Annotated in this window: 23 protein-coding genes and 1 tRNA gene; 15 read left to right on the forward strand and 9 right to left on the reverse strand. The window is 61.0% G+C overall.

Going from position 1 to position 21856, the window contains the following annotated elements:
* Position 1: 1 nt before the first annotated feature.
* The 6 genes from K9B37_RS05795 to K9B37_RS05820 form a co-directional block, all read right to left on the reverse strand.
* Positions 2-1060 (reverse strand): DmpA family aminopeptidase, encoded by a 1059-nt coding sequence (locus K9B37_RS05795; RefSeq protein ID WP_224311985.1) that lies wholly within the window; start codon positions 1058-1060, stop codon positions 2-4.
* Positions 1057-1956, reverse strand: coding sequence for a polysaccharide deacetylase family protein (locus tag K9B37_RS05800; protein WP_224311986.1), 900 nt, complete (start codon positions 1954-1956; stop codon positions 1057-1059). The genes K9B37_RS05795 and K9B37_RS05800 overlap by 4 nt, the downstream gene beginning before the upstream one ends.
* A gap of 70 nt (positions 1957-2026) precedes the next feature.
* On the reverse strand, positions 2027-2782 hold the full coding sequence (locus K9B37_RS05805) for an SDR family NAD(P)-dependent oxidoreductase (protein WP_224311987.1): 756 nt from the start codon (positions 2780-2782) through the stop codon (positions 2027-2029).
* Positions 2779-3795 (reverse strand): ketopantoate reductase family protein, encoded by a 1017-nt coding sequence (locus tag K9B37_RS05810; RefSeq protein WP_224311988.1) that lies wholly within the window; start codon positions 3793-3795, stop codon positions 2779-2781. The genes K9B37_RS05805 and K9B37_RS05810 overlap by 4 nt, the downstream gene beginning before the upstream one ends.
* Entirely contained in the window at positions 3795-4490 is a 696-nt protein-coding gene (locus K9B37_RS05815) for a creatininase family protein (RefSeq protein ID WP_224311989.1), read from the reverse strand. The genes K9B37_RS05810 and K9B37_RS05815 overlap by 1 nt, the downstream gene beginning before the upstream one ends.
* Complete coding sequence (locus K9B37_RS05820; protein WP_224311991.1) at positions 4487-5479, reverse strand: GntR family transcriptional regulator; 993 nt, start codon at positions 5477-5479, stop codon at positions 4487-4489. Before K9B37_RS05820 ends, K9B37_RS05815 begins: the two co-directional genes overlap by 4 nt.
* 177 nt (positions 5480-5656) lie before the next feature.
* Here K9B37_RS05820 and K9B37_RS05825 point away from each other — a divergent pair, with 177 nt between their 5' ends.
* The 8 genes from K9B37_RS05825 to K9B37_RS05860 all read left to right on the forward strand — a co-directional run bounded on the left by K9B37_RS05825 (position 5657) and on the right by K9B37_RS05860 (position 14377).
* Positions 5657-7237: an ABC transporter substrate-binding protein gene (locus tag K9B37_RS05825; protein WP_224311993.1), complete on the forward strand. Its 1581-nt coding sequence runs from the start codon at positions 5657-5659 to the stop codon at positions 7235-7237.
* A gap of 120 nt (positions 7238-7357) precedes the next feature.
* Positions 7358-8332 carry an ABC transporter permease gene (locus tag K9B37_RS05830; protein WP_224311995.1) on the forward strand — a complete coding sequence of 325 codons (975 nt, stop codon included), beginning with the start codon at positions 7358-7360 and terminating at the stop codon, positions 8330-8332.
* Positions 8329-9222 carry an ABC transporter permease gene (locus tag K9B37_RS05835; protein WP_224311997.1) on the forward strand — a complete coding sequence of 298 codons (894 nt, stop codon included), beginning with the start codon at positions 8329-8331 and terminating at the stop codon, positions 9220-9222. Before K9B37_RS05830 ends, K9B37_RS05835 begins: the two co-directional genes overlap by 4 nt.
* Positions 9219-10238: an ABC transporter ATP-binding protein gene (locus K9B37_RS05840; protein WP_224311998.1), complete on the forward strand. Its 1020-nt coding sequence runs from the start codon at positions 9219-9221 to the stop codon at positions 10236-10238. Before K9B37_RS05835 ends, K9B37_RS05840 begins: the two co-directional genes overlap by 4 nt.
* A complete protein-coding gene (locus tag K9B37_RS05845) occupies positions 10190-11194 on the forward strand; it encodes an ABC transporter ATP-binding protein (protein ID WP_224311999.1) in 1005 nt (334 codons plus the stop codon). The genes K9B37_RS05840 and K9B37_RS05845 overlap by 49 nt, the downstream gene beginning before the upstream one ends.
* An 18-nt stretch (positions 11195-11212) precedes the next feature.
* Positions 11213-12736, forward strand: a complete 1524-nt coding sequence (locus tag K9B37_RS05850) for a carboxypeptidase M32 (RefSeq protein WP_224312001.1) — start codon at positions 11213-11215, stop codon at positions 12734-12736.
* A gap of 67 nt (positions 12737-12803) precedes the next feature.
* Positions 12804-13490 (forward strand): phosphoglycolate phosphatase, encoded by a 687-nt coding sequence (gph, locus tag K9B37_RS05855; RefSeq protein ID WP_224312003.1) that lies wholly within the window; start codon positions 12804-12806, stop codon positions 13488-13490.
* Between the two features lie 602 nt (positions 13491-14092).
* Positions 14093-14377: a hypothetical protein gene (locus tag K9B37_RS05860; RefSeq protein WP_224312004.1), complete on the forward strand. Its 285-nt coding sequence runs from the start codon at positions 14093-14095 to the stop codon at positions 14375-14377.
* A 193-nt stretch (positions 14378-14570) separates the two neighbouring features.
* Here the strand turns inward: K9B37_RS05860 and K9B37_RS05865 are convergent.
* Positions 14571-14646: transfer RNA gene (locus tag K9B37_RS05865), tRNA-Ala, on the reverse strand.
* Between the two features lie 177 nt (positions 14647-14823).
* Here K9B37_RS05865 and K9B37_RS05870 point away from each other — a divergent pair.
* The 3 genes from K9B37_RS05870 to folD are packed head-to-tail and all read left to right on the forward strand — an operon-like array spanning position 14824 to position 16339.
* Positions 14824-15126, forward strand: coding sequence for a YggT family protein (locus K9B37_RS05870; RefSeq protein ID WP_224312006.1), 303 nt, complete (start codon positions 14824-14826; stop codon positions 15124-15126).
* A gap of 8 nt (positions 15127-15134) precedes the next feature.
* A complete protein-coding gene (locus tag K9B37_RS05875; RefSeq protein ID WP_224312008.1) occupies positions 15135-15446 on the forward strand; it encodes a DUF167 family protein in 312 nt (103 codons plus the stop codon).
* The gene (gene folD / locus K9B37_RS05880) at positions 15446-16339 is read left to right on the forward strand and encodes a bifunctional methylenetetrahydrofolate dehydrogenase/methenyltetrahydrofolate cyclohydrolase FolD (protein WP_224312009.1); all 894 of its coding nucleotides are present in this window, start codon (positions 15446-15448) and stop codon (positions 16337-16339) included. The genes K9B37_RS05875 and folD overlap by 1 nt, the downstream gene beginning before the upstream one ends.
* Before the next feature lie 39 nt (positions 16340-16378).
* Here folD and K9B37_RS05885 read toward each other — a convergent pair whose 3' ends face one another.
* Both K9B37_RS05885 and K9B37_RS05890 read right to left on the reverse strand, forming a co-directional pair.
* On the reverse strand, positions 16379-17062 hold the full coding sequence (locus K9B37_RS05885) for a hypothetical protein (protein ID WP_439651689.1): 684 nt from the start codon (positions 17060-17062) through the stop codon (positions 16379-16381).
* Positions 17063-17200: 138 nt separating this feature from the next.
* Positions 17201-18088, reverse strand: a complete 888-nt coding sequence (locus tag K9B37_RS05890; RefSeq protein WP_224312011.1) for a LysR family transcriptional regulator — start codon at positions 18086-18088, stop codon at positions 17201-17203.
* 193 nt (positions 18089-18281) lie between these two features.
* On the opposite strand from K9B37_RS05890, the gene sdhC reads away from it, so the two are divergent.
* The 4 genes from sdhC (at position 18282) to K9B37_RS05910 (ending at position 21833) form a co-directional block, all read left to right on the forward strand.
* Positions 18282-18677, forward strand: coding sequence for a succinate dehydrogenase, cytochrome b556 subunit (gene sdhC, locus K9B37_RS05895; RefSeq protein WP_224312013.1), 396 nt, complete (start codon positions 18282-18284; stop codon positions 18675-18677).
* 14 nt (positions 18678-18691) lie between these two features.
* On the forward strand, positions 18692-19108 hold the full coding sequence (gene sdhD / locus K9B37_RS05900; protein WP_224312014.1) for a succinate dehydrogenase, hydrophobic membrane anchor protein: 417 nt from the start codon (positions 18692-18694) through the stop codon (positions 19106-19108).
* A gap of 11 nt (positions 19109-19119) precedes the next feature.
* A complete protein-coding gene (gene sdhA, locus K9B37_RS05905) occupies positions 19120-20934 on the forward strand; it encodes a succinate dehydrogenase flavoprotein subunit (RefSeq protein ID WP_224312015.1) in 1815 nt (604 codons plus the stop codon).
* Positions 20935-21050: 116 nt separating this feature from the next.
* Complete coding sequence (locus tag K9B37_RS05910; RefSeq protein WP_224312016.1) at positions 21051-21833, forward strand: succinate dehydrogenase iron-sulfur subunit; 783 nt, start codon at positions 21051-21053, stop codon at positions 21831-21833.
* The last annotated feature ends 23 nt before the right edge of the window (positions 21834-21856 follow it).

Genomic DNA, 21856 nt, shown 5'->3' on the forward strand with positions numbered 1-21856 from the left:
CTCAAGTCCTTGATGAGGGGGACCGATTCAAAGCATCACGAAGGCTTGGACGAGAATGACCGTCCCGCCCCGTCATAGGATCGGCAGCGATGAGGGCGTCGAGAACAGCTTCCTGCGTGGCATCAGCCATGGCCTCGAACAGAAGATCGATCCGATTTTCGTTGAGCACGCATTGCTCAACCAGCGCGGCGTTCTCATCGTGATGTACGATGTTGGCGGTTGTGAAGCCGAGTGCGATGTCGCCACTGCCATGGCCCCAGAAGGAGCCGAGGCGGGCAAGGCCGACACCGGAGCGGCGGATGACCCGCTTGAGTTGTCGATCGCTGAGCGGAATGTCGGTCGCTGCGATGATGATGATGGAGCCTTTCTCCGTCTCCAGGGTCGAATTCTTGGCCATCGCCGGCGTGACATTCGTCCCGTCGGGCAGGCGCAGATCGCCGGCCCGACCGAAATTCGAGAGTACGAGTACGCCGAGGTGAAAATCCTTGCCGGAGAGGGCGAGATGGCGAGACGACGTTCCGATGCCACCTTTGAAGCCGAAGGTGCTCATGCCGCAGCCCGCACCCACGGCGCCGACGGCGAAGTCGGGCGAGGCGGCCTCCAGGGCGATGCGAGCGTCCTCCTCAGTTACGGCGAGGGCCTGAATATCGTTGAGCCAGCCATCGTTGCATTCGAAGACGAGCGGGTTCACCGTCGCAGTCTCGCGGCCGATATCGGGATTGGCGGCGACGGCATGTCGGATCAGAGCCGTCGCACAGGTACCCACCGAGAGCGTGTTGGTGAGAAGGATCGGCGTTTCGATAGAACCGAGTTCTTCGACCTGCACAAGGCCCACGCTTTTGCCGAAGCCGTTGAGAACATGAACGGCTGCGACGGGTTTCTCCCGATAGAGATTGCCGGAATGGGGCAGGATTGCCGTCACACCCGTCCGGATGTCGTCATGAATAAGTGTCTGGTGGCCGACTAGTACGCCCGGCACATCGGTGAGGCTGTTGTGCGGACCTGTTGGCAAGTTCCCGCAGGAAAGGCCCATGTCGCGGGCGCGCAAGGTCTTGCTCATCGGGGACACTCCGCCTTCACGTAGGCTGCGATTTCTGCATGGGTTGCGATCCAGACATCGGAGCGTTGAGAGATCTCGGCCAGAAGTCGCTCCAGGATCCAGATGCGCGACCGATAACCCGTTACGTGCGGATGCATGGTGAGCAGGAAGAGCCCACCTTCCTCGTATGCGCGCTCGAATTCGCGGAAGAAGATGTCGTAGACCGCGGTCGGCGGCGTATGGGGGCGAAGGCCGTTAAAGCGGTGCATGTTGAAATACACCGCATCGTCGCGGATCCACTCTACCGGCAATTCCACGATCCCCGTCGGCTCGCCCTTCTCCACGAGCTCGTAAGGATCGTCGTCAGCCATGAGCGAGGAATCATAAAGCAGGCCGAGTTCGCGCTCGATGCGAAGCGTATCAGCACTGAAATCCCATGACGGAGTTCGAAGCCCGACGGGCCGCGTGCCCGTGATGCGCTCCAGGGCATCGGCGGCCCGGAACATCAGGTCGCGCTCGATTTCATAGGGGAGCTGGCTGTTGAGCTCATGAATCCAGCCATGGATCCCGATCTCGTGACCCTCGGCCGCCACCCGACGCTGCTCGTCCTCATAGAGCATGGCGGCAACGGCAGGCACGAAGAAGGTCGCTTTCGCATCGTACTTCTTGAGGGCATTGAGGATACGTGGGACGCCCTGGCGGTTGCCGTATTGTCCCTGCGACATGCGGCCGATCGACTTGCCTCCGTCGCGCAGCTCATTGGTTTCGTGATCCGAATCGAACGAGAAGGCCACGGCACAACGTGCGCCGTTCTTCCAGCGGGCGGGCTTCATCGACCGACCGGCTCGAACGTGATCGACCTTTCCGCGCCATGTCTCTTCCGACCATGTCCACGGCTGGCTGCTGACGTTGTCCATGAGCTTTCCTCACCTGTTTGTTGTGACGGACCGGCGTTGCCAGTCCTAAAGGAGGTCGATGTCGGCGCGTTCAGGAACGCCCGCCATCCACGGAGATGATTTGACCGGAAACCCACTCGGCCACGTCAGAGGCCAGGAACATCACCGTGTCCGCGATGTCCTTCGGTCGCCCGAGGCGTTGGGTATGAATGCTCTCGACCAGCCGAGCCTGGCCTTCGGGGCCGTAGCTCTCCCACTGCCGTTGAGTTGCAGGATTGGAGAGCACGAAACCCGGGGCGACGCTGTTGACCGTGATTCCAAATGGACCAAGTTCGAAACTCAGCTGTTTCGTCAGACCAACGAGAGCGTGCTTGGCAGCCGTATAACCTTGGATCCCGGTCAGGCTCGGGCGTAGGCCCGCCCCTGATGAGATATTGATGATCCGCCCGAACCCAGCGCGCTTCATGTGGGGAGCAACACTCTGGGAGCACCAGAAAGCGCCGTGGACATTGGCCTCGAACAGGACGAGCCAATCCTTTTCGCTCACGTCTTCGATCGGCTTGGCGACCTGCCCTCTGACACCGCCAGCGCAATTGACCAGGATGTCGATGCCCCCGAGGGTTTGCGCCATTTCGCTCATCGCATCGGTGACGGCGGATCGGTCAGATAGGTCGAGAACGCGGGTGGCGTTGGCGCCGGTTTCGGCCGCAACGCGCAGGCCCTCCGCATCAAGATCCAGAGCCCAGACCTGTGCTCCTTCTGCTGCGAATGACTGAACGATGGCACGGCCGATGCCTTGAGCAGCACCGGTGACGACGACGCGACGATTCGTGAAATCGAGCTTCATGCTTCGAGCAGCCGATCAAGAGTGGCCCAAGACTGTTCGCGGCGATTCTCCTCGATATCGTGAATCAGCGTGACCAGCCTGTCGATCGTTGGCGTGGAAATGCCGGCCTCCGCACCCAGCTCCGCAATGATCGCGATCTGTGCATCGACCTCCGTCTTGCGCTTGCGCACGGCGAGGTCGCGCCAGATTCCCGAATGCGTCTTGGCCGTGTGGCGATTGAACTCTGCCATGGCCGCGACGGAGCGGCGCGTCGCTGTCTCGTCCGCGTCCGGCATGAATGCCGCCGGATCGAAGCCGTTGAAGCCCAGGGGCTTCACCCCGCGTGCGACGGCAACGGCCATGACTTCTCGGCCAAGCCGTTCGAACACCGGGAAATGTCGCTCCGAAGCCAAGTTCTCCGACATGGAGGCGGGCGTCAGCGCGGTTGCGAACAACATCGCCCCGTATCCGAGTTTGCCCCAGAGATAGCCCCAAATGTTGTCCGTGAGAATGGCATTCGGCTCGAAAATCGAGAGAAGGCGATGGTAGTCCTGCGCCCGTGACGTCGTGTCGCCAGAGATTTCGCCAATGGCGACCGTGGCGCGATTGCCAAAGAGAATACGGCCGGGTTCAAGCCAATCGGCGCCAAAATTCACGAAACATCCGACTGTCCGCTCGGAGCCGATCTCGTCGGCAATGGTGAGCTCATTGAGCCCGTTCTGAGCCGACAGCACGGAGCCATCTGCGGCAAGATGCGGTTTCAGCGCACGTACGGCATCACGCGTATGGTGCGCTTTGACGGCCAGGATGATACGCCTGAACTGTCCCTTAACGTCTTTGGGTGTGACAGCACGTACCGGCTGGCGGAACGCTTCCACAGGGCCTTCGATCGCGAGGCCCTCGCGGTTCATCGCTTCGATGTGCGGCTCGACGATGTCGACAAGCAATACGTCCTCGCCGGCACGGGTGAGATAGGCGCCGAGTGTGCCGCCGATGGCGCCGGCACCCCAGATCAGAATCGTATCGCTGCTCATCACCAGGTCTCGATCAGCGCGCGGGTTTCCGCGATGGCGACGGACCAGATGGCGTTCATTTCTTCATCCGACCGCTGGTAGCGGCCGCCGAAATTGCCATCTCCAAGGATTTCGCGAACGCCCTCCGGGCCAAAGGTCCGCATGCGCTCCAGATCGACCATCGGCTTCTGATGATCGGGCTGGGCGATATTCGGAAGGCGCGTCCAAGGGAAGTTTTCCATCCAGGAAGCATGCGAGGCAACTGGATCGATTTCCTTCACCTTTTCAAGGGTCTTCGGTGCATTCCACCAGTTATGAAAGCGCACGCGGCAATCGGAGTTGTGGTTCATCCACTCGATGCAGGCTGTCTGCGCCGGGCTGTTGCCGCCATGTCCGTTGACGAACAGGATGCGACGGAAGCCCGTACGGTGCAGGGAATCGAGAATATCGGTAATCAGCCGGAGATAGGTTTCTGCCTTCAGGGAGACCGTTCCAGGATAGGCCATGAAATAGGGCGTGATGCCGTAGGCCTGCACGGGGAAGACCGGAATGCCGAATGGCTCTGCAGCCTCTACGGCGACGCGCTCTGCCAGAATGCTGTCGACCGACAGGCTCAAGTAGGCGTGTTGCTCCGTGCAGCCGAGCGGAACAACGGCGCGGTCGTCCGTCTTCAGGTATTGTTCGACCTGAAGCCAGTTCATCTCGCTGATTTTCATTCAGTTTTTTCCTCTTTGGCGGAATGTGCCGAACGCAGGCGTTCGATTTCCGGCAGAAGGATCTGCCGGACGGCGTGGGGATCCGGGACGTAGCGGAATTCGATGGCCTCGCGGCCGTCGGGAAAATCCTTCAGAATTGGCTCGGCGCCGCTGGCATAGACCAGGACGTCGACGGTCTTCAGGAACTCGATGAGATCCGGTTCGGTGATGAGCCGGACCTCGACCTCCGAAACATGGGGCGTAAATCGCAGGACACCTGGTTTCATCAGCGCCATGAATTCCGGGAAGATCGACACGATGCCGATTTTCGCCATCGGGTCGATGATGGCGAGCCTCGCGCGTGTCTCCTCGGCGGGGATGAAACTCAGATTGACGATCGGCGTGTTCGCCGGGACGAGATTTTCCACCTCGCTGCGGCGGTGGGGAAATGTGACGCAGAGATCGCAGGGCAGGGGCAGGGGCTCACCTGCCTGAAGCGCCGAAAGCGTCGTGATGGCGATCGAGTCATCCGGCCCGAGGTGCTCACGGATGCGATCCGCATATTGCTGCGTCGTGTCGAGGAAGTGGCCGACAATCACGATCTGCATGAGTTTTGCCGGAGGACGACCTCGCGCAGCTCTTGCATTCACGAGCGAAGAAATGACCGCGGGAGAAAGACCAAGCTCCTCGGCTTCGTTGAAAAGCGCATCGATCCGGCGCTGGATCTTGCGCATGGCGCTGGAGCGCAGCCCGTCCCGCGTACGGCCATCGCTCACGTAGGTTCCGGCACCGGGTTTTGCCTCGATAAGCCCCGACTTGCGCAGTTCCTGGTAAACGTTTGCCACGGTCATTGGAGCGATGCCGGCGCGGTCGGCGAGTTCGCGGACCGAGGGCAGCTTTTGTCCGGGAAGCATTTCACCGAGGCTGATTCCAAACTCGATCAGTCCGCGAAGCTGAATGCCGAGAGGAACGGGCAAGGTGCGATCAAGGGCGCTGGCAAGATCTGCCAACACGCGCTCTTGCGTACTTTGTTCTATTTGGCTGGTACGCTCGCCCGGTGCAACAATGGAACTATTCGGCTTCATTTATACGTTCTAGTTGACTTAAGGCGGGTTGGCGACCTACCGTCATAGTCGGCAAGTACACCTTGGACGAAAAGTCCGGTTCTTAGCAAGAGGGGACATCACGTGAAACTTAATTTCAAGCTTGGCGGGGCGCTGGCAGCGGCCCTTCTCGCCGGAACGATGCTGGGCGGCTCCGTATCGGCGCAGACGCTGACCATGGGTCTGCGCGCCGGTCCGGATTCGATCGACCCGCATTGGTCGACGCTTGGCAGCCAGGCAGAGGCTCTGCGCCATATTTTCGATACCGTCGTCATGGCCGACGAGAACCTTCAGCTGAAGCCGGGTCTCGCGACCTCCTGGAAGCCTGTGGATGATACCACCTGGGAATTCAAAATCCGCGAAGGTGTGAAGTTCCATGACGGCTCGGAGCTCACCGCGGAGGATGTGAAGTTCTCCATCGATCGTATTCCGGTTGTGACCGGACCGATGAGCATGACGATCTATACGAAGCAGGTGAAAGAGACGAAGGTCGTCGACAAGTATACCCTGCATGTGATCACCAAGGCTCCCGCGCCGACGCTGCCGAACGATTTCGTTCGTCTCTTCGTGGTGTCGAAGTCGGTCGGTATGGATGCCCGCAACGAGCAGTTCAATTCCGGCAAGGCCGCCATTGGAACCGGTCCCTACAAGTACGTCTCGTGGGAGCCGAAGGGTGACCTCGTGCTCGAACGGTTCGACGGCTATTGGGGCGAGAAGCCTCATTGGCAGAAGGTCATCCGCAAGGAGATCCCGAACGATCCGGCGCGTATGGCTGCTCTCAAGTCGGGCCAGGTCGACCTCGTCAACTACGTGCCGGCGACCGACTACGCCGCCATGCAGAAGGACAAGGCCGTCGATACCTTCATTGCTGACACCGTCTACTTCTTCAACCTCACGCCCAACGTGAAGGATACCCTGCCGAAGCCGGTGAAGGTCGAGGGCAAGGAGATCACGGAGAATCCGCTGCGCGACCCGAAGGTGCGTGAAGCGCTCGATCTCGCCATCGATCGCAAGACCCTCGTACGTGTCGTGCTCGAAGGTCTCGGTAAGCCTGCAAACCAGCTGATGCCGACGAACTTCTTCGGCGGCAGCAAGAGCCTGCCGGAGCGTCCCTACAACGTTCAGAAGGCAAAAGAACTCTTGGCCGCCGCGGGCTACCCGAAGGGCTTCGAGATCGATTTCTTCTGCACCAACAACCGTCTGCCTGGCGACGCAGCCGTGTGTGAGGCTCTCTCTCAGATGTGGGCACGCGCAGGCCTGAAGGTGAACGCCAATGCCCTCAACGGCACGGTGTTCTTCCCGGCGCAGCAGAAGGGCGAATTCCCTCTGTGGATGAGCGGCTGGGGCACGCTGACGGGTGAGGCCAGCTATACCTATGGTTCGCTGGTTCATACCGCCGATCCGAAGACCGGCCTCGGCGCGTTCAACAAGCAAGGCTACTCGAATCCGGAAGTGGATACCCTGCTTGAGGAAGGTGCGCGCACGATGGACGACGCCAAGCGTCGTGCCCTGTTCGAGAAGGTCACCGATGTCTCGATGAATGATCGTGCTCTGATCCCGACGGTGCAGCTCCAGACGGTCTGGGCCGCGAAGAAGGGAACGATGGTCATTCCGCCGCGCGTGGACCAGGAGACCCTTGCCTACGAGATCAAGCCGAAGAGCTGATCACGTAACAATTCGGCCGGGTGACCCCGGCCGACTCTCTTCCCGGAGCGGCTTCGGTTTCCCAGAGCCGCTTCGCTCTTTTTTGTCACGGAACGATTTCCAAGCCATGCACGAGCCAGCATGATAGGTTTTCTCATCCAACGCCTCCTGCAGGCGCTTTTGGTCATCGTCGCCATGTCGATCATCGTATTCCTGGGCGTCTACGCCATCGGGAATCCGATTGACGTCATGATCGATCCTGCATCCGACCAAGCGCTCCGCGAAGCATTGATTCATCGCTACGGCCTCGATCTGCCTCTGATCCAGCAATACTTCGTGTTCATGAGCAACATGCTGCACGGGGATCTGGGCGAGTCCTTCATCTACAGGCTGCCGGTGCTGAGCCTGATCTTCTCGCGTTTCCCGGCAACGCTGGAACTTGCGCTGACCGCCATGCTGATTGCCACTTGCCTTGGCATTCCGCTTGGTCTCTGGGCCGGATACAAGCCCGATGCCTTGTCCTCGAAAGCCATCATGGCATTCTCCGTGCTCGGTTTCAGCGTGCCGACCTTCTGGATCGGTCTTCTGCTCATCATGACTTTTGCAGTGGAGCTCGGCTGGCTTCCGTCAGGCGGTCGTGGGCCGGTATCGACAGTGCTCGGCATGCCTTTGTCGATCGGATCGCTGGAAGGCTTGAGCTATATCATCCTGCCCGCCTTCAATCTTGCGCTGTTCAAGCTCGGTCTCCTGATTCGTCTCACGCGCGCCGGTACGGTGGAGGTGATGAGTTCGGATTATGTTCGCTTCGCTCGCGCTCAAGGGCTTTCCGAGAGCAAGGTCGTCGGGCTGCACGTTCTCAAGAACATCTCCATTCCCATCGTCACCGTATTCGGCCTTGAGCTCGGCTCGACTCTGGCCTTCGCCGTCGTGACGGAGACCGTGTTCAACTGGCCAGGCATGGGTAAACTCATCATCGATTCCATTACCGTGCTCGATCGCCCCGTCATGGTTGCCTATCTCATTCTCGTGGTGTTTCTGTTCGTCCTGATCAACCTTGTGGTCGATCTCGTTTACGGGCAGCTCGACCCTCGTATTCGCGTCAAGGCTTCGTCATGAGCGCTCCCGTCGAGACCCGCTGGGGCCGGCTCGCCAATTTCTGGTCGGACTTCCGGCAGAGCCCGGTTGCCGTCGCAGCCCTCATCGTCATCGCAACAGTCATTCTCATGGCTGTCCTTGCTCCTCTTGTCGCTCCACAGAATCCCTACAACCAGGAGACGCTCGACCTCTTCGACGCACGCCTGCAGCCCGGAGAGGTTGGGTCCGGTGGATATGTCCACTGGCTCGGGACGGACGCAGCCGGGCGAGATGTCTTCTCGGCGATCCTTTACGGTCTGCGCACGAGTCTCATCGTGGGTATGATGGCCGGCACCTTCGCCCTGGTCCTCGGAGCGGTCGTCGGTCTGATTGCCGCCTACTACGGCGGACGGGTCGAAGCCCTGATCATGCGCGTCATCGATCTGCAGCTCTCGTTGCCGGCGATTCTCCTCGCTCTCGTGCTGGTGGCGATGCTCGGGCAGGGATTGCCGCAGCTTGTCGCCGCTCTTGTGGCGGCGCAGTATGCCTACTTCGCCCGCACGACGCATGGTGCCGCAAGCGCGGAGCGGCGCAAGGATTATATCGAGGCTGCCCTGTCGACGCCGATCCCGGCGCGTCAGGTTCTGTTCCGCCATCTGCTTCCGAATGCGCTGCCGCCATTGATCGTGGTGGCTACGGTGCAGGTGGCCAACTCCATTGCACTCGAGGCAACTCTGTCCTTCCTCGGTCTTGGCTTGCCATTGACGCAGCCGTCCCTCGGCTCGCTCATTTCGAATGGTTTCCAGTTCCTGCTGTCCGGCCGTTACTGGATCTCCATCTATCCCGGCATCGCGCTGATGCTGACCGTGGTCGCGATCAACCTCGTCGGCGATCAGGTGCGTAACGTTCTGAACCCGAGGCGTAGCCGATGAGCGAACCTGTTCTCAGCGTCAAAGACCTGCGCACACAGTTCAAGATCCGGGCCGGTGTTCTCAACGCCGTCGATGGTGTCAGCTTCGAGGTCGGACGTGGCCGCATTCTTGGACTGGTTGGTGAGTCCGGCTCTGGAAAGAGTGTGACCGGATATTCGATCCTCGGTCTGATCGAACAGCCTGGCTTTATCGCAGGCGGCTCGGTCCTTCTCCATGGGCGCGACATTACTCGTCTGACCGGCGAAGAGTTGCGTCGCGTTCGTGGCGCGCAGATCGCGATGGTGTTCCAAGATCCGATGATGACCTTGAATCCGGTCCTCAAGATCGGAACGCAGATGATCGCGGCTGTGCGCGCGCACGACAATGTTTCTCGTAAGGTTGCTCGGGGCCGTGCACGGGACGCCCTCGCGAAAGTCGGCATTCCAAGTCCTGAGGAAAGGCTCGACGCCTACCCCCATCAGCTCTCCGGCGGCATGCGCCAGCGCGTCGCGATTGCAATCGCATTGCTGCACCGCCCGGCTGTGATCATCGCGGATGAACCGACGACGGCTCTCGACGTCTCGATCCAGGGGCAGATTCTTGCAGAGGTAAGACGCCTCGCAGACGAAACCGGAACAGCCTTCGTGTGGGTCACACATGACCTCGCGGTGGTTTCGAGCCTCGCTGACGACATCTGCGTCATGTATGCCGGTCGTATTGTCGAGACGGGTCCCGCTGCCGAGGTCATTGCCGCGCCGCGTCATCCCTATACCGCAGGTCTCCTTGCTTCCGTTCCCGCGGAACACGAACCGGGAGACCGGCTGCCTCAAGTTCCGGGATCGACGCCCTCGCTGGCCAACCTTCCCCGGGGCTGCGCCTTTGCCCCGCGATGCTTCAAGGCAGGGCCGGCGTGCACGACGACGCCATCCATTCAGCAATTCGAGGACGGACGCTCCGCCCTCTGCCATTATCCGATCGAGTCCGATTCATGTCAGCCGCACTCCTCGACATCGACCACGTATCGAAGCGCTTCGTAAAGCAGCCGTCTCTCGGCGAGCGCATCGCGGGCGTTCTTGGAGCCGGATCGAAGGCGGAGATCGTCCGCGCCGTCACCGACGTCAGCCTCTCTGTCCGAAAGGGCGAAGTCGTGGGGCTCGTCGGAGAATCCGGCTGCGGAAAGTCCACGCTCGGCCGCATCGTTGCAGGCATCTACGCGCCGAGCGACGGCAAGGTTCTGTTTGACCAGAAACCGGTTGCGAAGCAGCAGGGCCGCATCACCAACAAGCTGACGACGCGGATCCAGATGGTTCATCAGGATCCGTTCGCTAGTCTCAATCCACGCATGCGCATTGGGGATACAGTGGCCGAAGGGCCGGTGACGCATCGGATCGTCAAGGCGCGTGAAGCGGACGCCTACGTGGCCGATCTTCTGGAGCGAGTGGGCCTCGATCCCAGCTACCGGCGTCGCTTCCCGCATCAGTTCTCCGGCGGTCAACGCCAGAGGATCGCTATCGCCCGCGCACTCGCGATGAAGCCCAATCTCTTGGTTCTCGACGAGCCGGTCGCTTCCCTCGATGTCTCGATCCAGGCGCAGGTGCTCAACCTGTTCATGGACCTGCGGCGGGACCTGGACCTGACTGCAATCTTCATCAGCCATGATCTCGGCGTCGTTCGTCATGTCTCGGATCGGGTCGCGATCATGTATCTCGGTCGCATCGTCGAATTGGCGGTGACGAGCGAACTCTACGCGGCTCCCAATCATCCCTATACCAAAGCTCTGTTCGAGAGCGTTCCGCGCATCGGCGTCGGTCGCAAGAGCTTCCATCCCATTGCCGGGGAAATCCCGTCGCCGCTTCATCCTCCGAGCGGGTGCCATTTCCATCCGCGCTGCCCACTTGCGGGGCCGCGCTGCAAGTCCGAAGCGCCAGCGCTGACCGAAATTGCGCCTGGCCGCTTCTCTGCCTGCCATCTCAATACCGGCGGAACCGCCTGACCCTGGATCATATGCGCCATGACCTCTGATGCTTCCCTGGCCGCTCTGAACGAGCGTGTCGCAGCCGTGAACGATGTCCTGAACGCGGTCTCCGTGCTGACTTGGGATTCGCGCACGATGATGCCTCCGGGCGGGGCAGAAACGCGAGGGCAGCAGATCGCGACTTTGACCCGTGTTGCTCGTGACCTCCTGCTCGCGCCCGAGACTGAGCGAGCTCTTGATGAGGCAGAGAAGGCCGTGGAGGGACTGGCGGAGGATTCCGCGGAGCAGCGCCTCGTGATGCAGACGCGCCAGGCCGTTGCTCATCATGGCCGCGTTCCTGCTTCCCTGATCCAGGAACGGGCGGCTCTGCGCACCGTTGCCCAAGCAGCGTGGATCGAAGGCCGCGCCAAGAGCGATTTCTCGATCTTCTCGCCGCATCTCGAAAAGACCATCAAGCTGGCGCGGTCTTATGCGGATTGCATCGGCTGGAGTGAGCACCCTTACGATGCGATGGTGTCGATCTACGAGCCCGGCGAGACGGCAGCGAGCCTCAAGACCTTGTTCGCGACGCTTCGCTCCGGCCTATTGCCGATTCTCGAGGCAGCCCGCTCCCGGCCTGCTCCTCGCTCTGACTTCCTCTTCCGCGATTTTCCTGAGGAGGGGCAGCGAGCCTTCGGCCTGAGCATGGCACAGAAGCTCGGCTATGATCTTCGTCGCGGGCGGCTCGACACGACGGTCCATCCGTTCGAGGTATCCTTCACCCGCAACGATGTGCGTATCACGACCCGTTACAACCGTGCCTATCTCCCGGCTTCGATCTTCGGCACCGCACACGAGACCGGCCATGGTCTCTACGAGCAGGGCGTCGATCCAGCTTATACGCGCACGACCCTCGCCACGGACCTCGTGGGACTCTACGCCGTCGGCGGCACGAGTTTCGGCGCCCACGAGTCGCAGTCGCGCCTGTGGGAGAACCACGTGGTGCGCAGCCGGACCTTCTGGCAGCTTCACTTTCCGGAGTTGCAGCGCCATTTCCCGGAGCAGCTCGGCGATGTAGATGCCGAGGCCTTCTATCGGGCTGTCACTCGCATCGAGCCGGGCTTCATCCGAGTCGAGGCGGACGAGCTGACTTACGATTTCCACATCATGTTGCGCGTCGAGATCGAATGCGCCCTAATGGATGGCTCGCTCGCCGTGGCGGATCTGCCCGCGACGTGGAATGCGGTCATCAAGCGGGATCTTGGCCTGAACGTGCCCGATGATGCGAAGGGCGTGCTGCAGGACGTCCATTGGTCGACCGGCTATATCGGGTCCTTCCCGACCTACACGATCGGCAATGTCATGGCGGCCCAGATCATGGAAACGCTGCGCCAAGACGATCCGTCGCTCGACCGGGCCATCGAGGGCGGCGAGTATTCCGGTCTTGCAGAGGCGCTACGCACCAGGATGTGGCAGCACGGCCGCCGCTTCCAACGCGAGGAGCTGCTTATGCGCGAGACCGGCCGCAGCCTCGATCCCGCACCTTACCTTTCTTATCTCAAAGGAAAATATGCGGGCTGAGCGGGTTCACGCCGCTGCGGCTCATGGCGAGGGTGACATGAGCCCGCCAAAGCCGTAGATCGGGAGCATGACTCCCGTGAAAGCCATCCTCTTCGATCTCGACGGCACGCTCGTCGACAGTGCGCGCGATCTCCAGAGCGCAACGAATGCACTTCTCGCCGGCGAGGGCTTGAGAGAGATCAGTCTCGGCGAGACCAAAGCCATGGTTGGTGACGGCGTCACCAAGCTTGTCGAGCGAGCGCTCCTGGCAACGGGTGGAGACGTGACGCGTCTCGCAGCGCTGACTCGCCGCTTCCTGGAGATCTATGAGGCGAATCCTGCAAGGCACACGCGAAGCTATCCCGGAGTACAGGGCGTTCTGGAAGATCTGCACCGGTGTGGCCTCCGTCTCGGCGTCGTCACCAACAAGCCGCTGGTCGCGACCATGGACATTCTGAAGGCGCTCGGACTTGCCGACTTCTTCGGCGTCGTCGTGGCGGGGGACGTTCTGGCCGAACGCAAGCCGCATCCCGCCCCTTTGCTGCATGCCCTTGAGCGCTTGGATATCTCTCCGGGCGAAGCGCTGATGGTTGGCGATAATTATCACGACGTTCAGGCAGCACGCGCGGCAGGGATGCGCATCATCGCAGTCACCTACGGCTACAGCCACAAGCCCCATTCCGACCTTGGAGCCGATGCGCTCATTGCCACGATGCCTGATCTGCTCGCGATCTTAAAAGATGGATTGTGCATGAACCAGCAGGGACGCATGTAAGCAGCAAGATCCATGCTCCCGCTACGTGGCGAGACTGTCGTCAAGCTAAGCGGTGCGCTTTCGGGGTCTTCACATCCTGAGGCTCGGCATTTCTGCCATGAGTTTTGGGAGATCCTTCGTCATCCACCCGACCATCTCGTCCGAAGTTCTCAAGTGGTCCGGCATCGCGATAAATTCGCGTGAAGGCATAGTGCCCCCGGTCAGATCTATTGCATCCAAGTCCGAAGAAAAGTCGCTCTCGGAGACTGTCCTGCCGTCTCCAAGCCACAACAAGAGCACGTATAGAGCCGTGACGAACCCTGCGATCGGGGCCAGGAGGAGCAGTATGGCATGGGTCATCGACGGGCGGCCTCCCTGTTGAAAGGCAGCTTACCACAAATCGGGCGGTTGTGCTCGGCGTAGAACTGCCAGCAGCAAAAGCACAGGACTCACGGTGGCGATCATGGTGGGAACGATGCATTGCGCGTCCGAAGCTTGGCGGCCGGCAGCTAGGTGGCCTCCTGTATTGACGGGCCGCTGGAGTAACAAAGAAAACTCCTTCAGGCATGAAACATAAATCAAAGTAAGTCGTTGCCTTTTCACGTTACCGTCGAGGAGCATTGATGATGAGAAAGGCTATTTGGGTCATTGCAGCAACGTTGATCGGTGCAGGTACTATTGCAACACCGTCGTTGGCTCAGGTTCAGCTTGGAGTGAGTCCGAACGGTCCTAGTATTCGCATCGGACCCGACGATCATCGCTATGAACGCCGCTATATTGAGCGCCGTCGCGTCTATGACGACGACCGCCTGACGACCGGTAGCGTACGCGGCTGTCGAACCGTCGTGATCCGCGAGGAAAACGACGATGGGGATATGGTCACGCGTCGCATACGTCGCTGCCGATGATTTTTGTCGATCGAGCTCATAAGAGCATAGGAGCGCCCGAGCACTTTACCTCGGGCGCTCTTTCATTGAGAGCGATCTGATTTTCGACACGCGCAGTGTCATATACGACGCCGTACCTGCCGACGAGGGCAATGGCGCTGGTCGATGCTTATTAAGCGATTGAAATAATTTATGTAATTCTGCTGGGCGAGCTTGGTGGAGCTGAGGGGATTCGAACCCCTGACCTCTGCAGTGCGATTGCAGCGCTCTCCCATCTGAGCTACAGCCCCGGTCCGTTCGATAGACCAAGCGGCGGACTTTTAGGCCTGAGGCCTTCCTTCTGTCAATCGGGCTCATGGGTCCACTGTCGGCGATTCGGGGCTGGATATGGCGTTGGAGAATCTGGCGGGTTGTTCGGCAAAGCTAGGAACGCTACATGACGAACGCCCGATCCTGATGAGTTCCCCATGCGATCCCTGCTCGAAGTCATTCTTTTGGCCCTGCAGCTCTACACATATCTCATTATCGCCTCGGCGATCCTGAGCTGGCTGGTAGCCTTCAATGTGATCAACGCCCGAAATGATGTTGTTCGGTCCATCTGGCGCTTCCTGGATGCGGTAACGGAGCCGGCCTTGCGTCCGATCCGCCGGATCCTGCCGAACCTGGGTGGTATTGATATCTCGCCGGTGATTTTGATCCTCATCATCATCTTCTTGCAGAACCTCATCGCTCGGGTCATGCAGCAATATATCCCGCCAACTCTTCTCTAAGGCGCTCCATGCCCTGCCGGGTCCTCAAGGATGGCCTAGAAATCCGGGTCCGGGTCACACCGCGCGGGGGAAGGGATGCGATCGAAGGAATCGCGCACCTTTCCGATGGCACGGATGTTCTGAAAGTCCGGGTTAGGGCCGTGCCCGAGAATGGAGCCGCCAATGACGCCGTCGGCCGGCTTCTCGCCAAGGCTTTTGGCGTTCCGGCCTCGACCGTACGCCTGGCGGCAGGCTCCACGGCCCGGCTAAAGACATTTATCATCGAAGGCGAGGCCCAGGCTCTGGCCGCCCGGTTCTCCGCTTTGACAGGACAGAATTGATGAGCGCGACCATCATCGACGGAAAAGCCTATGCGGCAGGATTGCGAGCCCGCATCGCGGATGCGGTGAAGGATCTGGGACAGCGCGGCGTACGCCCCGGCCTCGCCGTCGTTCTCGTCGGCGAAGATCCGGCCAGCCAGATCTATGTCCGCAGCAAGGCGCGGCTTACGGTCGAAGCAGGCATGGCGTCCTTCGAACACGTTCTGCCGGCCTCTACCAGAGAAGCGGAGCTCCTCGCCTTGGTGGCGAAGCTCAATGCGGATCCGACCGTCGACGGCATCCTCGTGCAGCTGCCCCTGCCGAAGCAGATTGATGCGCAGAAGGTGATCGAGGCCATCGACCCTGCTAAGGACGTCGACGGTTTCCATCCGATCAATGCCGGCCGTTTGATGACCGGCGTGCCAGGCTTCGTCTCCTGCACCCCGCTGGGCTGCCTGCTCCTAATCCGCTCCGTACGTCGGGATCTCGCGGGGCTCGACGCGGTCGTCGTCGGGCGGTCCAACATCGTCGGGAAGCCGATGGCACAGCTTCTCCTCTCCCAGAGCTGCACGGTGACCATCGCCCACTCGAAGACTCATGATCTGCGGGCCGTCTGCCGGCGGGCCGACATCCTGGTGGCGGCGGTCGGGCGGCCGGAGATGGTCCGGGGCGATTGGATCAAGCCCGGAGCCATCGTGATTGATGTCGGCATCAATCGTGTCCCTAACCCTTCAGCCGGCGAGGGCAAGACGAAGGTCGTCGGGGACGTGGCCTATGGCGAGGCCGCAAGAATTGCCTCCGCCATCACTCCAGTGCCGGGAGGAGTCGGGCCGATGACGATTGCCTGCCTCCTGCGCAACACGCTGGAGGCAGCCTGTCTGAGGCGTGGCTTGGCGATGCCCGCTCTCCACTGAGAGGGGAGCATCGATCATGCCGTTGCAGCCGGCGCTGATTCATCTATCTGCAGCAAAGCAATAAAAGAGGCCGGCTCCCCCTGTGCTTTTCAAGGCGTCCTGGCTGCAGCCGCCGCGGGAGAGGTGGGATGAATTCCAGGACTTTGCGGGGGGCTGCTCGTCGAGACCCATGCGGTCATGATGGCCGAGCATCGTGGCTCCCTCCGTGCCGCTTCTCGTCCAATTGCCGCAGGTTCGATCCTCTCCGGCGGGAAAAGCCGTGCCGTCGGGCTGCGATCCGGTCAGCATGTCATGGGTATTGGGCGTATCGCCACGACCCTTGACCATCTCACCCTTCTCGGTGAGTGCCGTTTCCTTGGTGATGTTGTTGGCGGCGTGCAGGTCCGTCACATCCTTGGCGATGACGACACCCTTGGCATTCTGCCACGGGCCGCGACCGATGCGATCTTGGGCATTGACCGCTGGCACATTGCCAGAAGCCTGGGTCGATAAGTACGCGCGCCAAGTCTTGCCCCCTGCTCCGGCGGCCTGTGCCAGCGCTTGGCAATGTCGATCGGCACCTTCGAGACCGCCGAGATCGGCGCCTTTGCCCGATCCGACGCTGGTAACGAAGAACGTCATGTTCGCTGATCCGCCCGCACTCTGGCTGTATGCGGTATCGAATGCAGCCGGCGCCATCAGGCCAAGGCCGGCTGCCAGACAAATCTTGCCGATTTCGCGCATCGCTTCCTCCTTCGTCTCCTTGCCCCCGCTTCGTTGGCTGTGGCGGGAGATCGATGGGAGGCTAACACGGTGTCTTGTCTGGGCCGGATTGAAAACTCCGTGAAGGTTCGGAAGACCCATGTCTCGGAATTGCCCTCTTTAGGCAGCCTTTCGCAGGTGCTCGACCAATTGTCGGGCCGATGGAGCAAGCCCGTCCATGGCCCGGATGCACAAGGTCAAGTCGCGAGTTGCCCAAACGTCGTCGAGAGCCACCGCGATGATCGCCATCGTGCGGGCCGCCCGACGCGCCGTGGTTTCCGGGACGATGCCAAGCCCGACACCGGCCTCGACCATGCGGCATACGGCGTCGAAGCTGCGCAACTGGACTCGCAGGCGAAGCGGCCGGCCGATCCTGCTTGCCTTGTCCGCGAGAAATCGTTGCAGGGCGCTGGCCCGATCAAGGCCCACGAAGTCGAATCCCAGCACTTCGGCGAACGTGAGATGGTTGCTGCTGGCGAGCGGATGATCCCTGGCTACGACCAGGACGAAGCGGTCGCTTCGGAACGGGAAGGTCTGGAGCCGGCCCGTATCGACGGTTCCTGCCACGATGCCGATATCGCCAACACCCTCTGCGATCATCCCGACGATCTCATCGGAGAGCCTCTCTTCCAGGTCGATCGAGACCTGCGGGTGCTCCGCCAGAAAGGCGCTGAGTGCCTCAGGCAGGAACTCGGTCAAGGCATTGGTGTTGGAGAGAATCCGGATCTGCCCGGTAAGTCCGCCCATATAGGCGCCCAGATCTTCACGAAGGCGCTCTGCCTGGGACAGGAGGGTGCGGGCGTGCTGGAGCAGCGTCCGTCCGGCAGGCGTCGGCACCACGCCTTGCCGGTTGCGCAGCAGCAGCGGTGCTCCGAGGGATTTTTCCATGTTTCGGATGCGCGTGCTTGCCGCGGCGAGGGCCAGATGGGCACGCTCAGCGCCATGGGTGATGCTCCCGGCCTCGACGACATGTCGGAAAAGGCTCAGATCGGTCAGGTCGAACTGCATGGCATCCTTCGTGATTCGCGAAGGCAGATTAGAATAATGACAAATTGTGCAAAGAGCGAGCCTAGAGCAAACTTCGTCGCTGGCGAAGTGTGTAATGGGTTGCCGGGTGCAGAAGATGCATTGCAGTGGTCCGGCGCTTCAGATACGAACCATTCCAAACTAGTGCGACATTTCGTCGATCAGGAGCGAACGCATGGCTGAGGTGAAGGTGGCCCCGCGGCCCTTGTCCCCGCATTTGCAGATCTATCGCTGGACCTGGACCATGGCCATGTCCGTTTTCCACCGGATTACGGGCATTGCCCTCTATGGCGGGATCGCGCTCTTCGCGATCTGGCTCGTGGCTTTGGCGTCCGGCCCGCGCGCCTTTGATGCCGTGCAGTGGTTCTTCGGCTCGCCGATCGGTCTTCTCATTCTGTTCGGATATACCTGGGTGCTGATGCATCACATGCTGGGCGGCGTCCGGCATCTGGTGTGGGATTTCGGCTACGGCATGGAGCCGGGCGTCCGCATCAACATGGCGCGCTTCACCCTCATCGGTTCGATCGTCCTGACGGTCCTGATCTGGGTCGTCGCCTTCCTGGCATTTTAAGAGGAGACCGGACCATGGCCGACAACAGGGCTGAACCCCGCGTTTCCATGCGCACCCCGCTTTCCCGCGTGAAGGGCCTCGGCGCCTCGGGACATGGTGTCGAGCATTGGTGGCTTCATCGGGTCACCGCAGTCGCGAACATCCCCCTCATCATTTCCTTCGTCATCATCGTGGCCGCCCTTGCCGGCCGCACGTACGACGAGGCCATCGCCATCATCTCGCATCCGCTCATCGCGATCATTCTCATCCTCGCCGTCATCTCCGTGACGAACCACATGCGTTTGGGCATGCAGATCGTCATCGAGGATTATGTCCACGACAAGGGACCGAAGATCGCCGCTGTGATTGCGAACAATTTCTACGCCGTGATCATCGCGGTTGCGTGCCTCTACGCGATCCTGAAGGTCAGCCTCGGCCGGATCCTGATTTAAGGAGATCACTCATGGCCCAAGGAGCCAACCTCAACGGCAAGGCCTACACGATCGTCGACCACACCTTCGACGTGGTGATCGTTGGAGCCGGTGGCGCCGGACTTCGTGCAACCGTCGGCTGCTCTCAGGCCGGATTGCGCACTGCCTGCATTACCAAGGTGTTCCCGACGCGCTCGCATACGGTAGCGGCTCAGGGCGGCATCTCCGCATCTCTCGGAAATATGGGCCCGGACGATTGGCGCTGGCACATGTACGACACCGTCAAGGGATCGGACTGGCTCGGCGACCAGGACGCCATCGAGTATCTCTGCCGCAATGCGCCGGCCGCCGTCTACGAGCTCGAGCACTGGGGCGTACCCTTCTCCCGTACGGAGGAAGGCAAGATCTATCAGCGCCCCTTCGGCGGCATGACCACGGATTACGGCAAGGGCACGGCCCAGCGCACCTGCGCGGCCGCTGACCGGACAGGCCATGCAATCCTGCACACCCTCTATGGGCAGGCCGTCCGCAACCAGACCAATTTCTTCATCGAGTATTTCGCCCTCGACCTGATGATGAACGACGAGGGTCGCTGCATCGGCGTCGTCGCCCTCAACCAGTCAACTGGTGAGATCCATCGCTTCCGCGCCCATATGACGATCCTGGCGACCGGTGGCTATGGGCGCGCTTACTTCTCGGCGACGTCGGCCCATACCTGCACGGGTGACGGCAATGCCATGGTCCTGCGGGCCGGCCTGCCGCTCCAGGATATGGAATTCGTTCAGTTCCACCCCACCGGAATCTATGGTGCCGGCTGCCTCATTACCGAGGGAGCACGCGGCGAGGGCGGTTACCTGACAAATTCGGAAGGCGAGCGCTTCATGGAGCGCTATGCGCCGTCCGCGAAGGATCTGGCCTCCCGCGATGTGGTCTCCCGCGCCATGACCATGGAGATCCGCGCCGGTCGCGGCGTCGGAAGGAACAAGGACCACATCTATCTTCACCTCGACCACCTCGATCCGAAGATTCTGCACGAACGCCTGCCGGGCATTTCGGAGAGTGCGAAGATCTTCGCCGGCGTTGATGTCACCAAGGAGCCGATTCCGGTCCTGCCGACCGTCCACTACAACATGGGCGGTATCCCGACGAATTATCACGGCGAGGTTCTAACCCTGAAGGACGGCAACCCGGATACCGTAGTGCCGGGCCTCATGGCCCTGGGCGAAGCGGCCTGCGTGTCGGTCCATGGAGCGAACCGTCTTGGTTCGAACTCGCTCATCGACCTCGTGGTGTTCGGTCGCGCGGCGGGATTGCGCTGCGCTGAGATCCTCACGCCCAACGAGAAGCATTCGGATCTGCCCAAGGATGCCGATGCTCTTGCTCTCTCGCGTCTCGATCGCTTCCGGTATGCCAACGGCTCGACGCCGACGGCCGAGCTGCGGCTGGAGATGCAGAAGACCATGCAGAACAACTGCGCGGTGTTCCGCACCGGCGAGGTTCTGGCCGAGGGCAAAGACCTCATTCACAAGGTCTGGGGCGCCGCTGCCGACATCAAGGTCACCGATCGTTCGCTGATCTGGAACACCGACCTTCTGGAGACCCTCGAGTTCGACAACCTGATCGGTCAGGCGGTCGTGACCATGGAGGGAGCGCTCAATCGTCAGGAATCTCGCGGCGCGCATGCCCGTGAGGACTTCCCGGATCGCAACGACAAGGACTGGATGAAGCACACCCTGGCCTGGCTCGACGACACCTCCCACAAGGTGACCATCGATTACCGGCCGGTGCACACCTACACCATGTCGAACGAGATCCAGTACATCGAGCCGAAGGCCCGCGTGTACTGAGCAACCATCATGGCCGGATGCGTCCGGCCATTCACGTCTTTTCCGCGCCACGCGAGAGGCAGCGTGGATGCCCGGACCCGCTTCGGGCGTGACGAAACAGAGGCAGGTAAGACCGAATGGCCCAGTTCTCTCTTCCCAAGAATTCCCGATACACCGAAGGCAAGAGCTGGCCGAAACCGGCCAATTCGAACCATGTTCAGGAGTTTCGGATCTATCGCTGGAACCCGGACGATGGCGCGAACCCGAAGATCGACACCTATTATGTCGATCGGGACGATTGCGGCCCGATGGTGCTCGACGCCCTGCTCTGGATCAAGAACAAGGTCGATCCGACCCTGACTTTCCGCCGCTCCTGCCGCGAGGGCATCTGCGGTTCCTGCGCCATGAACATCATGGGGCAGAACACGCTGGCCTGTACGCTCGGCATCGACGACTGCAAGACCGACAGCATCAAGATCTATCCTCTGCCGCACATGCCGGTGCTGAAGGATCTGGTGCCGGATCTCACGAGCTTCTTCGCCCAGCACGCCTCCATCGAGCCTTGGCTCCAGACCGAGACGCCGGAGCCGGAGAAGGAATGGCGCCAGACTCCGGAGGAGCGCTCGAAGCTCGATGGGCTTTACGAGTGCATCCTGTGCGCCTGCTGCACTACGTCCTGCCCGAGTTACTGGTGGAACGGCGACCGATTCCTGGGGCCGGCCGCACTCTTGCAGGCCTATCGCTGGCTCATCGACAGCCGCGACGAGAATACGGGTGAACGCCTCGACAATTTGCACGACCCGTTCCGGCTCTATCGCTGCCATACGATCATGAATTGCGCCAATACCTGCCCCAAGGGCCTGAACCCGGCGAAGGCCATCGCCGAGATCAAGAAGATGATGGTCGCGCGCGTCGTGTGACGCTCGGCTGCAACACCTTCGCA

This window comes from Microvirga puerhi (assembly GCF_020089865.1).
Lineage (GTDB): Bacteria > Pseudomonadota > Alphaproteobacteria > Rhizobiales > Beijerinckiaceae > Microvirga > Microvirga puerhi.